Source organism: Streptomyces sp. NPDC048417 (assembly GCF_040651615.1).
GTDB lineage: Bacteria > Actinomycetota > Actinomycetes > Streptomycetales > Streptomycetaceae > Streptomyces.
Map to the genome: position 1 here is coordinate 141,286 of NZ_JBEZKI010000021.1, position 12,313 is coordinate 153,598.

A 12,313-nucleotide genomic window follows, 5' to 3' on the forward strand; every position below is an offset into this window, starting at 1 on the left:
GGTGATTCGGGGCCCATCGTAGGCCGGACCGGCGTTCGAGGCGGAGGGGCCTTAGCATGACGGCGGCACGCGTGCGGGAGAGGGGACATCGCGAGATGGCTGACGAGGCGCCGGAGGCTCCGAAGATACGGCTGGACAAGACGGCCGACGCGGGGGAAGGGGTGGTGGCCGGGGCGGAGCCGTCGGTGCCGCCCTCGATCCATGACCAGCGAACGGTCGCGGCGATGCCGGGGGCGGAGGACGGGGTGACGCCTCAGGGCTGGGCGAACCCCTTCGCGGCGCCGTCGGACGCGGCTCCGGCCGCGCCGGTGAACCCCTTCGCGGCGCCGGGCACGCCGGGCGCGTACCCGCCGCCGAGCCCCTATGCCCCGCCTGCGCCGCCGTATCCGCAGAGCGCGGCCGTGCCACCGCCGCCGATGGCTCCGGAGGGGCCCGGTCAGGTTCCTTACGGCTACCCGGGCGCACCGGCTCCCGGTCCGGGGTACGGCTACCCCGGACAGCCGCTTCCGCCGTACCCCGGCGGGCCCGGCGGATACGGCGGCTGGCCCGGTATGCAGCCGATGCCCAACAACGGGCTGGGCACGGCGAGTCTCGTCACCGGGATCATCAGTGCGGTCGGGTTCTGTGCGTGGCCGGTCGCGCTGGTGATGGGGGTGCTGGCCATCGTCTTCGGTTCGATCGGGCGGGCCCGGGTCGGGCGGGGGGAGGCCACGAACGGGGGGCAGGCGCTGGCGGGGATCATCTGCGGGTCGGCGGGGCTTCTCCTCGCCGTGGGGTTCATCGTGCTGATCGTGGTGGCGAGCACGCGCTAGGGAGGGTGGCCGGTGGGTGGGGGCGGCCGGTGGTCGGGTGCGGGTAGACGGGGGCCGGTCGCGCAGTTCCCCGCGCCCCTTTGGCCGGACCAGTCCCTGTCGGCTGGAAGCGCTCGGCCTCCCGCCCTTTGGCTGGGACCGGTTCCCGTCGGCCGGGAGCGCCGTCACCTGCAGACCTACACCCCCGCTGTCCGCAGCCTTTCCCGCGCCTCCATCAGCGCGAACCCCAGCAGGTTCAGCCCCCTCCACCGGGAGGGGTCCGCCGCCGCCTCGTCCGTCGCCGCCAAGCCGATCCCCCATACCCGGTCCACCGGGCTCGCCTCCACCAGTACCCGGTCGCCGGTGCCGAGCAGGTACTCCCGCAGGGCCGGGTCGGCCCCGAACTTGTGCACGCTGCCGCGTGTCACGATGCCGAAGCGCTCCCGCTGCCATATCGCCTCGTCGAAGTCCCGGACCAGCCGGCCGGCCTTCTTCGCCTCGGCGGGATGTCCGGCCGCCAGCACCCGGCGCTCCGCCTCCGCGTCCTCGAAAAGCCTTGCCTTGCCTGCCATCATCCAGTGCTCGGCGGTCGCGTACTCGACACCGTCGACCACGAAGGGTGACGGCCACCACTGACTCAGACAGCTCGCCGAGACCTGATCGTCCGGCCTCGGGCGGTGCCCCCAGAAGTGCAGATACTTGATCCTGGCCCCCGCCCGGACCGCCCTGATCAGGGCTTCCGCAGAATCGATCTTCGCCATGCACGCCAGTGTGGCAGCCACCACTGACACTCCGTCCCGCCTTTCCTGTCCTGACTCGACATCTGGTCGACAGATTCCGTCGCGTAACCAAAAGGCAACAACGGAATCACTTGTTGGAGTCCCTCTGCTCTGTCAGGATCGGCAGTCAAATCGAGCTGGAGCTACGCCACCCGCCTCTCGGGACGGGGCGACGGCGGAGGAGAAGCGACATGGACAACCCGGGCACCGCCACCCCGGAGACCTTCCCCGCGCAGGAGCGGCTCGCGGGCGGCGCACAGTACATCGCGGGCCGGTTCAGCAAGGGCACGTCGGGCCGTACGCACGCCGTCGTCGACCCGGCCACCGGCGCGGAGGTGTACACGTACGAGCTGGCCGGGACGGAGGACGTCGACCGGGCCGTGGCCGCCGCGCGGGACGCCTTCGACGGGTGGGCCGGGGCGACCCCCGGCGAGCGGTCGGACGCGCTGCACCGGTTCGCCGCCGTGCTCGCCGACCGCGCGGAGGAGTTCGCCCGCGCCGAGTCCCTCCAGTGCGGAAAGCCGCTCAAGCTGACGCGGGAGTTCGACGTACCGGGGACCATCGACAACACCGCGTTCTTCGCGGGCGCCGCCCGGCATCTGCAGGGGCAGGCGGCCGGTGAGTACTCCGGCGACCACACGTCGTACGTCCGCCGCGAGCCCATCGGTGTCGTCGGGTCGATCGCGCCCTGGAACTACCCGCTCCAGATGGCCGCCTGGAAGATCCTCCCGGCGATCGCGGCCGGCAACACCATCGTGCTCAAGCCGGCCGAGTTGACCCCGCTGACCTCGCTGCTCTTCGCCGAGGCGGCCACCCACGCCGGCATCCCCGACGGTGTCGTCAACATCGTCACCGGGACCGGGAAGGTGGCCGGTGAACATCTCGTCGGGCACCCCGACGTCGCCATGACCTCCTTCACCGGCTCCACCGGTGTCGGAAAGCGGGTGGCGGAGGTCGCGACGGCGACCGTGAAGCGGCTCCACCTGGAGCTGGGCGGCAAGGCGCCGTTCGTCGTGTTCGACGACGCCGATCTGGAGGCGGCCGTCAACGGGGCCGTCGCCGGGGCGCTCATCAACACCGGGCAGGACTGCACCGCCGCCACGCGCGCGTACGTGCAGCGGCCGCTCTACGAGGCCTTCGTGGAGCAGACGGCCGCGCTGATGGAGACCGTGCGGCTGGGCGACCCGTTCGCTCCCGGTACCGACCTCGGGCCGCTGATCTCGCACGCCCAGCGGGACCGGGTCGCCGGGTTCGTCGAGCGGGCGCGCGGCTACGCGCGCGTGGTGACCGGCGGCGAGCCGCCGCAGGACGAGCTGAAGAGCGGTGCGTACTACCGGCCCACGCTGATCGCCGACGCCCCGCAGGACAGTGAGATCGTCCAGTCCGAGATCTTCGGGCCGGTGCTGGTCGTTCTGCCGTTCGACAGTGATGATGAGGGCATCCGGCTGGCCAACGACACCCCGTACGGTCTGGCCGCCTCCGCGTGGAGCAGCAGCGTCTACCGGGCGAACCGCGCCACCCGCGAGATCAAGGCGGGGTGTGTGTGGGTCAACGACCACATTCCGATCATCAGCGAGATGCCGCACGGCGGCTACAAGGCGTCCGGCTTCGGCAAGGACATGTCGGCGTACTCGTTCGAGGAGTACACCCAGGTCAAGCACGTAATGTTCGATAATACGGCGGTGGCGCGAAAGGACTGGCACCGCACGATTTTCGGGGACCGATAGTCACAGCTCCGGCCGCCGACCACGGCCATCTTCCCGAAAGGGCATCAAGCGTATGAGGCAGTACGAGCCCGACCGTCTGACACCGGTCGAAGCGGCCGCCATGCGGCGCAGCCTGCGTAATGGCCGGGCCGCCATGACCCGCCGGTCGCTGCTGGGCGGCGCGCTCGCGGTGGGCGGCGTCGGAGCGCTGAGCGCCTGCGGTATCCCCGCGGCCGGCAAGTCCCAGGGCGGGGTCTCCGCCGACGACCACTCGGCGAAGGAGAAGGTCGTCAACTTCTCCAACTGGCCCGAGTACATCGATGTGGATGACAGCGGGAAGAACCATCCGACGCTGGACGCGTTCCGCAAGCGGACCGGCATCACGGTGAAGTACACCGAGGACATCAACGACAACGACGAGTTCTTCGGCAAGATCCAGCCGCAGCTCGCCGCCGGCCAGGACACCGGCCGTGACCTGATCGTCCTCACCGACTGGTTGGCCGCCCGCATGATCCGGCTCGGCTACGTCCAGAAGCTGGACGCGTCGAACCTGCCGCACGCCTTCGCCAACCTGTCGGACCAGTTCCGCAGCCCCGACTGGGACCCGGGCCGCGCCTACTCGTACCCCTGGCAGGGCATCTCGACCGTCATCGCGTACAACAAGAAGGCGCTCGACGGCGTCGAGGTGAAGACGGTCTCCGACCTGCTCGACAACCCCAAGCTCAAGGGCCGCGTCGGCTTCCTGACGGAGATGCGCGACAGCATCGGCATGACCATGCTCGACATGGGCAAGGACCCGGCGAAGTTCACCGACGACGACTACGACGCCGTCATCGCCCGCCTCCAGAAGGCCGTCGACAAGGGCCAGATCCGCCGCTTCACCGGCAACGACTACACGTCCGACCTCAGCAAGGGCGACTTCGCCGCCTGTATCGCCTGGGCCGGCGACATCGTGCAGCTCCAGGCCGACAGCCCGGACGTCGGCTATGTCATCCCCGCCAGCGGCTACATGACGTCGACCGACAACATGCTGATCCCGAACAAGGCGCGCCACAAGACGAACGCCGAGCGGCTCATGGACTTCTACTACGAGCTCGAGCCGGCCGCCGAACTCGCCGCCTACATCAACTACGTGAGTCCGGCCGCGGGCGTGCAGCCCTACCTCGCCAAGATCGACAAGTCGGCGGCCAGCAATCCGCTGATCGTTCCCGACAAGGCCATGCAGGCCAGGTCCCATGCCTTCCGCTCGCTGAGCTCGAAGGAAGAGACGGCATACCAGCAGAAGTTCGCGAAGCTCACAGGGGCGTGACGACACCATGACGACCGACAGCAGCGGCGACGTCCGCCTCACCGGCATCGGCAAGACCTACGACAACGGCTTCACCGCCGTGAAACCGATGGACCTGACCGTCCCCCAGGGTTCCTTCTTCGCCCTGCTCGGCGCCTCCGGCTGCGGCAAGACCACCACCCTGCGCATGATCGCAGGGCTCGAGGAGCCGACCAGCGGCACCGTGCACCTCGGCGACCAGGACGTGACCCGTCTGCCGCCGTACAAGCGGCCGGTGAACACCGTCTTCCAGTCCTACGCCCTCTTCCCGCACCTCGACATCTTCGAGAACGTCGCCTTCGGCCTGCGCCGGCGCGGCATCAAGAGCGTGAAGAAGCAGGTCGAGGACATGCTCGACCTGGTCCAGCTCGGCGAGCAGGCGCGCAAGAAGCCGCACCAGCTCTCCGGCGGCCAGCAGCAGCGGGTCGCGGTGGCCCGCGCGCTCATCAACCACCCCAAGGTGCTCCTCCTCGACGAGCCGCTCGGCGCCCTCGACCTCAAGCTGCGCCGCCAGATGCAGCTGGAGCTCAAGCGGATCCAGACCGAGGTCGGCATCACCTTCGTCCACGTCACCCACGACCAGGAGGAGGCCATGACCATGGCCGACACGGTCGCCGTGATGAACGCGGGACGGGTGGAGCAGCTCGGCTCGCCGACCGATCTGTACGAGAACCCCAACACGACCTTCGTCGCCAACTTCCTCGGGACGTCCAACCTGATCGAGGCCGAGGTCGACACGAAGAGCGGGGACGACATCGTCCTCAAGGCCGGCGGCGGCAAGCTGGTACTGCCCGAGGCGCGATGTTCGGCGCCGACCCGGGCGGGTGGCAAGGTGCTCGTCGGCATCCGGCCCGAGAAGATCTCCCTCACGCACGCCGACGACGCCGGCTCGATCCCCGAGGGGCGCAACCGGATCACCGGCAAGATCGCCGACGCCAGCTTCATCGGCGTCTCCACGCAGTACGTCATCGACAGCGCGGTCTGCCCCGAGTTCGCGGTCTACGTGCAGAACGTCGAGCGCGACGGGCGGCTGGTCCCCGGCGCCGACGTCGTCCTGCACTGGAGCCCGGCCCACACCTTCGGTCTCGACGCCGCCCAGTCCCTGCTTGCTGGGACGGCGGGCTCCGCCGGCACCGAGGAGGAAGCCGCCTGATGGCCACGCTCTCCGAGGCGCCGCCGCCCCTGGCGCCCGCCGAACCCACGAAGAAGCCCCCGCGCAAGCGGGGCCGGTTCACGCCGTACTGGCTGTTGCTGCCCGGCCTGCTCTGGCTGGTCGTCTTCTTCGCGCTGCCGATGGTCTACCAGGCGTCCACGTCCATCCAGACGGGTTCCCTGGAAGAGGGTTACAAGGTCACCTGGCACTTCGCCACCTACTGGAACGCGCTGAGCGAGTACTGGCCGCAGTTCCTGCGGTCCGTCTTCTACGCGGCCGCGGCGACCGTGCTGTGTCTGCTGCTCGGCTACCCGCTGGCGTACCTGATCGCCTTCCGGGCGGGCCGCTGGCGGAACCTGATCATGATCCTGGTGATCGCGCCGTTCTTCACCAGCTTCCTGATCCGCACCCTGGCCTGGAAGACGATCCTCGCCGACAACGGCCCGGTCGTGCACGTACTGAACTCGCTGCACATCCTGGACCTCACCGACTTCCTCGGCTGGACGGCCGGCGACCGCGTCCTCGCCACCCCGCTCGCGGTGGTGTGCGGACTGACCTACAACTTCCTGCCGTTCATGATCCTGCCGCTCTACACCTCGCTGGAGCGGATCGACGGACGGCTGCACGAGGCGGCCGGCGACCTGTACGCCAAGCCGTGGACGACCTTCCGGAAGGTCACCTTCCCGCTGTCGATGCCGGGCGTGGTCTCCGGCACCCTGCTGACCTTCATTCCGGCGGCCGGTGACTACGTCAACGCCGAACTCCTCGGCTCGACCGACACCCGCATGATCGGAAACGTGATCCAGACGCAGTTCCTGCGGATTCTCGACTATCCGACGGCGGCCGCGCTCTCCTTCATCCTCATGGCCGCGATCCTGTTCATGGTCACGATCTACATTCGCCGGTCCGGGACGGAGGATCTGGTCTAAATGCCCTTCGTCAACTGGCTCAAGAAGCGTCTCGTCGTCATCGCGGGACTGCTCACCCTCGGATATCTGCTGCTTCCGAACGTCATCGTCACGGTGTTCTCCTTCAACAAACCGAAGGGGCGCTTCAACTACGAGTGGCAGCAGTTCTCGCTCGACGCGTGGAAGCAGCCGTGCGGAGTCGCCGACATGTGCGGCTCGCTCTCCATCAGCCTCCAGATCGCCGTCTGGGCGACCATCGGCGCCACGCTCCTCGGCACGATGATCGCCTTCGCCCTGGTCCGCTACCGGTTCCGCGCCCGCTCCGCCGTGAACTCGCTGATCTTCCTGCCGATGGCGATGCCCGAGGTCGTCATGGCTGCCTCGCTGCTCACCCTGTTCCTGAACATGGGCGCCCAGCTCGGCTTCTACACGATCCTGATCGCCCACATCATGTTCTGCCTCAGCTTCGTCGTCACCGCGGTCAAGGCGCGTGTGATGTCGATGGACCCGCGCCTGGAGGAGGCGGCCCGGGACCTCTACGCCGGACCGGTGCAGACGTTCGTCAGGGTCACCCTTCCCATCGCGGCCCCCGGAATCGCGGCGGGCGCGCTGCTCTCCTTCGCGCTCTCCTTCGACGATTTCATCATCACCAATTTCAACGCGGGCTCCACCGTCACCTTCCCCATGTTCGTCTGGGGTTCGGCACAGCGCGGCACGCCCGTCCAGATCAATGTCATCGGTACGGCCATGTTCCTGGTCGCGGTACTGCTCGTGCTGGTATCGATGCTCATCACCAACCGCCGCACCAGGCAAAAGGCATGAAGCACCATAAAAACTCTGTAGGGAGTTGAAAATCATGGCCCCAAGCGCCATGAGCCGTCAGGCAGATTGGACCAGGTCTCTCTCCGAAGCACAGCCGGTCCCGTACTGGCTCGAAGACCCCGGCAAGCCCCACTCCGAGCCCGCGCTCACCGGCGCCGACACCTGCGACCTGCTGGTCGTCGGCGGCGGATACAGCGGACTGTGGACCGCGCTCAATGCCAAGGAGCGCGACCCCGGCCGCGAGGTGGTCCTGCTGGAAGGCCGCGAGGTGGGCTGGGCCGCCTCCGGCCGCAACGGCGGCTTCTGCGCCGCCTCCCTCACGCACGGGCTGCCCAACGGGCTCGCCCGCTGGCCCGATGAGATCCACCGCCTGGAGGAGCTGGGCCGGCGCAACCTCGACGAGATCGAGGCCGCCGTCGCCCGGCACGGCATCGACTGCGAGTTCGAGCGCACCGGCGAGATCGACGTGGCCACCGAGCCCTACCAGGCCCGGGAACTGCGCGACTGGCACCGGGAGCTGGAGGGGAAGGGCCTCGCGGACGGCATCGAGTTCCTCGACGCCGACGCGGTGCGCGAGCAGGTGAACTCGCCCACCTTCGAGGCCGGCCTGTGGGACCGCCGGGGCGTGGCCATGGTCAACCCGGCCAAGCTCGCCTGGGGCCTCAAGCAGGCCTGCCTCGCCCTCGGCGTCCGGGTGTACGAGCACACACCCGCCCTCGAACTGAAGCCGTACGGCGCCGGCATGGCCGTACGCACCCCGTACGGCTCGGTGCGCGCGCGGCGGGTCGCCCTCGGCACCAACATCTTCCCGAGCCTGCTCAAGAGGGTCCGCGCCTACACCGTCCCGGTCTACGACTTCGCCCTGATGACCGAGCCGCTCACCGCCGAGCAGCTCGGCGCGATCGGCTGGAAGAACCGGCAGGGCCTCGGCGACTCGGCCAACCAGTTCCACTACTTCCGGCTGTCGGCGGACAACCGGATCCTCTGGGGCGGCTACGACGCCATCCACCACTACGGCGGCCGGGTCCGCGCCGAGTACGACGACCGCCCGGAGACCTACGCCAAGCTCGCCGGGCACTTCTTCACCTGCTTCCCGCAGCTGGAAGGCGTCCGCTTCACGCACGCGTGGGGCGGCGCGATCGACACCTGCTCCCGCTTCTCGGCGTTCTTCGGCACCGCCCGCCAGGGGCGGGTGGCGTACGCGGCCGGGTACACCGGCCTCGGCGTCGGCGCGACCCGGTTCGGCGCCGATGTGATGCTGGACCTGCTGGCCGGCGAGGAGACCGAGCGCACCCGCCTGGAGATGGTCCGCAAGAAGCCGCTGCCGTTCCCGCCCGAGCCGTTCGCCTGGACGGGCATCGCCCTCACCAAGTGGTCGCTGGCCCGAGCCGACGCCCACGGAGGCCGCCGCAACCTGTGGCTCAGGGCGATGGACCGGATGGGGCTGGGCTTCGACAGCTGACCCCCTCGGCATGTGATCCAGGTCACTCCAACGGGGTGGTGAAACCCGCGTAATGCCCCCGGAAGACCTCCCTCTCTCCCCGTGACGCGACGCCCGCGTCGCCGGGCGAGACTGGGAGGTCTTCTGATGACTGGGGCGAAGACGGCGGTCGAATGGCTGGCATCCGTCGCACCTGACCCCGAGGCGTGCCGCTGGGAGTGGGAGCGCAATCCCCTGGGGATCGCACTGCTGCCCGCAGGCCGGGCCTGGGACGTACTGATCCTGCCGAGCGAGCTCGGCTACCCCACCCTCGACGTGCTCACCCGCGTCCTCGACCAACCAGGGCCAGTCCTGGTCGACTTCGGGGACGACCGGGTGGGCTTCTTCGTGCCGCCCGGCACGGCCGCCCGATGGCTCGGTACCGGGATCCGCACGGCGGGCGCCGGCACCTGGATCGTCGTGCCGTATCCCGGCCGGTCGACCCAGGGGGTGCGGTGGCTGGTGGCGCCGGACGGGTCGGGGACGCTGACGGATCCGGCGTTGCTGGAGCTGGCGATGCACGAGGCGGCGGCGGGGTTGGCCGACGACTAAGCGCCGTTCGCGTGTCGGTTGTCGGTCGTCCGCGGCTGCGTCGTGGCTGGTCGCGCAGTTCCCCGCGCCCCTTCGGGGCGCTGCCGTAGGTCTTGACAAGTGGATTGGTCTGGACCAAATTGAGCGCCGCTGCACCTCCTCCAATTCCCCCATCCCCGGAGGCACTTGTGGTTCGCGCGAGACCTGTTCTCACCATGCTCACGGCCGGGCTGCTGGCCGTGTCCGGTATCACCGCGCTCTCGTCGGCCGCCCGTGCGGCCGACGCGGACCTTGCCAGGAACGGCGGCTTCGAGTCCGGTCTCGACAACTGGAGTTGTACGGCCGGTACGACGGTCGGCTCACCCGTGCACAGCGGCGGCTCCGCGCTGCAGGCGACCCCGGCCGGCAGCGACAACGCGCAGTGCGCGCAGACGGTGACCGTGCAGCCGGGCGCGCAGTACACGCTGTCCGGTTACGTCCGTGGCTCCTACGTCTACCTCGGTGCGAGCGGCACCGGGACCACCGACGTCTCCACCTGGACCCAGTCCGCCCCCGACTGGCAGAAACTCACGACCACGTTCACCACCGGCGCCTCGACCACCAAGGTCACGATCTACACCCACGGCTGGTACGGCACCGGCGCCTACTACGCGGACGACATCTCCCTCGTCGGCCCCGGCGGCGCCACGGGCCAGCCGCCCGCCGCACCGACCGGACTGAAGACCGGCACGGTCACCTCCTCCAGCGTGGGCCTGTCCTGGACGGCGGTCACCGGTGCCACGAGCTACGCGATCTACCGGAACGGGGTGAAGGTCCAGACGGCGACCGGGACTTCGGCCACGGCCACCGGCCTCACGCCCTCCACCGCGTACAGCTTCCAGGTCACGGCGGTGAACGACGCCGGCGAGTCCGCGAAGTCGGCCGCGGTGACCGCCACCACCACCGCCGGCTCCTCCGGCGGCTCCACCGACCTGCCCACCCACGCCCTGGTCGGCTACCTGCACGCCTCCTTCGCCAACGGCTCCGGCTACACCCGGCTCGCCGACGTCCCCGACAGCTGGGACGTCATCGACCTGGCCTTCGGCGAACCGACCTCGGCCACCTCCGGGGACATCCGCTTCAACCGCTGCCCCGTGACGGAGTGCCCGAACGTCGAGAGCGACGCCGACTTCAAGGCGGCGATCAAGGCCAAGCAGGCGGCCGGCAAGAAGGTGCTGATATCGATCGGCGGCGCCAACGGCCAGGTCCAGCTGACCACGACCGCCGCCCGGGACGCCTTCGTCTCCTCCGTCTCGAACATCATCGACACCTACGGCCTGGACGGCCTCGACATCGACTTCGAGGGCCACTCGCTGTCGCTGAACACGAGCGACACCGACTTCAAGAACCCGACGACCCCGGTGGTCGTGAACCTGATCTCCGCACTGAAGACCCTGAAGGCGAAATACGGTTCGAAGTTCGTGCTGTCCATGGCGCCCGAGACGTTCTTCGTGCAGATGGGCTACCAGTTCTACGGCACCGGCAAGTTCGGCGGCCAGGACCCGCGCTGCGGGGCGTACCTCCCGGTCATCTACGCCCTGCGCGACGACCTGACCCTGCTGCACGTCCAGGACTACAACTCGGGCCCGATCATGGGCCTCGACAACCAGTACCACTCCATGGGCGGCGCCGACTTCCACATCGCCATGACCGACATGCTGCTCACCGGCTTCCCGGTCGCGGGCGACGCGGGCAACGTCTTCCCGCCGCTGCGCCCGGACCAGATCGCGATCGGCATGCCGGCCTCGACCAACGCGGGCAACGGCTATGTCGCCCCGGCCGAGGTCACCAAGACCCTGGACTGCCTGACGAAGAAGACGAACTGCGGCTCGTACGCGACCCACGGCACCTGGCCGGCGATGCGCGGCCTGATGACCTGGTCGGTCAACTGGGACCGGTTCTCGAACTGGGAGTTCCAGAAGAACTTCGACGCCTACTTCGGCTGAGCAGCAGCCACAGTGCCGTCAGCAGGACCGTGCACAGGCACCAGCTGGCCGCCACGTCCAGCGGCCAGTGGTAGCCGCGGCGGACCAGACCGTAGGAGACGGCGAGGACCAGGGCCGCACAACCGGTGACGACGGCGCGGCGGGCGGCGCGGGAGCGGAGCCAGGGCAGGAGGAGCAGGGTCGCGGAGCCGTACGCGATCGCCGCCGTCGCCGTATGACCGGAGGGGAAGTAGCCGACCGCCGGGGGCACCACCGGGGTCCCCGGACGGGCGGTCCACTCCTTGACCGGCACGATGATCGCCGGGACCAGGGCCATCAGGACGGCGGCCGCGGCGGGCGGCAGCCACCAGCGGTCTGTACCGGTGGAACGGCCGCGCCGGACGACGTATCCGATGACGATCACCAGGACCGGAACCGCGACCTGCGCGTTCCCGAGGTCGGAGAGGAGCTCGGAGAACCGGTCCGGGTGGACGAGTGCGCTGCTCAGGCGGCTGTCCAGGCGGAGCAGGGGGCCGTGGGCCACGACCTGCCAGGTGATCAGCGCGAAGAGAAGGGCCGGAAGGACCACAAGCCCCAGGAGTCCCGCGAGGGGAAAGCGAAGGAAGGAGGTCGGCCGCCCCGGAACAGGGGGGGTGGTTCCGGGGCGGCCGTCCGGATCGGAATGTCGCGCGCCCCGGGGGGTTTGGGGCGAGCGACCGTCCGATCGGTGAGGAGATCCGGGGCCGGAGGCCCCGGTTGTGTGCGCGAGGGCACGACCAGGTCGAAGCTGGGGAGGCCCCGGCCTGAAGTCGCCCACAGTCCCCTGTGGGCGGGGTGTATCTCTCATCTGGT

Annotated in this window: 11 protein-coding genes; 9 read left to right on the top strand and 2 right to left on the bottom strand. The window is 69.4% G+C overall.

Features of this window, described 5'->3' with window-relative positions:
• Positions 1–95: 95 nt before the first annotated feature.
• Positions 96–812 (top strand): DUF4190 domain-containing protein, encoded by a 717-nt coding sequence (locus AB0D59_RS30975; RefSeq protein WP_362572330.1) that lies wholly within the window; start codon positions 96–98, stop codon positions 810–812.
• Positions 813–988: 176 nt separating this feature from the next.
• Here AB0D59_RS30975 and AB0D59_RS30980 read toward each other — a convergent pair whose 3' ends face one another.
• Positions 989–1,552: an NADAR family protein gene (locus AB0D59_RS30980; RefSeq protein WP_362572333.1), complete on the bottom strand. Its 564-nt coding sequence runs from the start codon at positions 1,550–1,552 to the stop codon at positions 989–991.
• A 209-nt stretch (positions 1,553–1,761) separates the two neighbouring features.
• Between AB0D59_RS30980 and AB0D59_RS30985 the strand changes: the two genes are divergently transcribed.
• The 8 genes from AB0D59_RS30985 to AB0D59_RS31020 all read left to right on the top strand — a co-directional run bounded on the left by AB0D59_RS30985 (position 1,762) and on the right by AB0D59_RS31020 (position 11,482).
• Positions 1,762–3,297, top strand: coding sequence for a gamma-aminobutyraldehyde dehydrogenase (locus AB0D59_RS30985; protein ID WP_362572335.1), 1,536 nt, complete (start codon positions 1,762–1,764; stop codon positions 3,295–3,297).
• Between the two features lie 52 nt (positions 3,298–3,349).
• Entirely contained in the window at positions 3,350–4,585 is a 1,236-nt protein-coding gene (locus AB0D59_RS30990; protein WP_362572338.1) for a spermidine/putrescine ABC transporter substrate-binding protein, read from the top strand.
• Positions 4,586–4,592: 7 nt separating this feature from the next.
• Positions 4,593–5,756 carry an ABC transporter ATP-binding protein gene (locus AB0D59_RS30995; RefSeq protein WP_362572341.1) on the top strand — a complete coding sequence of 388 codons (1,164 nt, stop codon included), beginning with the start codon at positions 4,593–4,595 and terminating at the stop codon, positions 5,754–5,756.
• A complete protein-coding gene (locus AB0D59_RS31000) occupies positions 5,756–6,685 on the top strand; it encodes an ABC transporter permease (protein ID WP_362572344.1) in 930 nt (309 codons plus the stop codon). The genes AB0D59_RS30995 and AB0D59_RS31000 overlap by 1 nt, the downstream gene beginning before the upstream one ends.
• Positions 6,686–7,486 (top strand): ABC transporter permease, encoded by an 801-nt coding sequence (locus tag AB0D59_RS31005; protein WP_362572347.1) that lies wholly within the window; start codon positions 6,686–6,688, stop codon positions 7,484–7,486. It abuts the gene before it with no gap.
• Between the two features lie 34 nt (positions 7,487–7,520).
• Positions 7,521–8,948 carry an FAD-dependent oxidoreductase gene (locus tag AB0D59_RS31010; protein ID WP_362572349.1) on the top strand — a complete coding sequence of 476 codons (1,428 nt, stop codon included), beginning with the start codon at positions 7,521–7,523 and terminating at the stop codon, positions 8,946–8,948.
• Positions 8,949–9,074: 126 nt separating this feature from the next.
• Complete coding sequence (locus tag AB0D59_RS31015; protein ID WP_362572352.1) at positions 9,075–9,518, top strand: hypothetical protein; 444 nt, start codon at positions 9,075–9,077, stop codon at positions 9,516–9,518.
• 194 nt (positions 9,519–9,712) lie between these two features.
• Positions 9,713–11,482 (top strand): glycoside hydrolase family 18 protein, encoded by a 1,770-nt coding sequence (locus tag AB0D59_RS31020; protein WP_362572355.1) that lies wholly within the window; start codon positions 9,713–9,715, stop codon positions 11,480–11,482.
• Here the strand turns inward: AB0D59_RS31020 and AB0D59_RS31025 are convergent.
• Positions 11,421–12,308: a phosphatase PAP2 family protein gene (locus tag AB0D59_RS31025; RefSeq protein ID WP_362572358.1), complete on the bottom strand. Its 888-nt coding sequence runs from the start codon at positions 12,306–12,308 to the stop codon at positions 11,421–11,423. The two genes, AB0D59_RS31020 and AB0D59_RS31025, sit on opposite strands and share 62 nt — an antisense overlap.
• Between the last annotated feature and the right edge of the window lie 5 nt (positions 12,309–12,313).

What these genes read in the sequence shown, in the direction of transcription:
- AB0D59_RS30975 (WP_362572330.1), top strand. Translation starts at nt 96, where the DNA reads ATGGCTGACGAGGCGCCGGAGGCTCCGAAGATACGGCTGGACAAGACG.
- AB0D59_RS30980 (WP_362572333.1), bottom strand. Translation starts at nt 1,552, where the DNA reads ATGGCGAAGATCGATTCTGCGGAAGCCCTGATCAGGGCGGTCCGGGCG.
- AB0D59_RS30985 (WP_362572335.1), top strand. Translation starts at nt 1,762, where the DNA reads ATGGACAACCCGGGCACCGCCACCCCGGAGACCTTCCCCGCGCAGGAG.
- AB0D59_RS30990 (WP_362572338.1), top strand. Translation starts at nt 3,350, where the DNA reads ATGAGGCAGTACGAGCCCGACCGTCTGACACCGGTCGAAGCGGCCGCC.
- AB0D59_RS30995 (WP_362572341.1), top strand. Translation starts at nt 4,593, where the DNA reads ATGACGACCGACAGCAGCGGCGACGTCCGCCTCACCGGCATCGGCAAG.
- AB0D59_RS31000 (WP_362572344.1), top strand. Translation starts at nt 5,756, where the DNA reads ATGGCCACGCTCTCCGAGGCGCCGCCGCCCCTGGCGCCCGCCGAACCC.
- AB0D59_RS31005 (WP_362572347.1), top strand. Translation starts at nt 6,686, where the DNA reads ATGCCCTTCGTCAACTGGCTCAAGAAGCGTCTCGTCGTCATCGCGGGA.
- AB0D59_RS31010 (WP_362572349.1), top strand. Translation starts at nt 7,521, where the DNA reads ATGGCCCCAAGCGCCATGAGCCGTCAGGCAGATTGGACCAGGTCTCTC.
- AB0D59_RS31015 (WP_362572352.1), top strand. Translation starts at nt 9,075, where the DNA reads ATGACTGGGGCGAAGACGGCGGTCGAATGGCTGGCATCCGTCGCACCT.
- AB0D59_RS31020 (WP_362572355.1), top strand. Translation starts at nt 9,713, where the DNA reads ATGCTCACGGCCGGGCTGCTGGCCGTGTCCGGTATCACCGCGCTCTCG.
- AB0D59_RS31025 (WP_362572358.1), bottom strand. Translation starts at nt 12,308, where the DNA reads ATGAGAGATACACCCCGCCCACAGGGGACTGTGGGCGACTTCAGGCCG.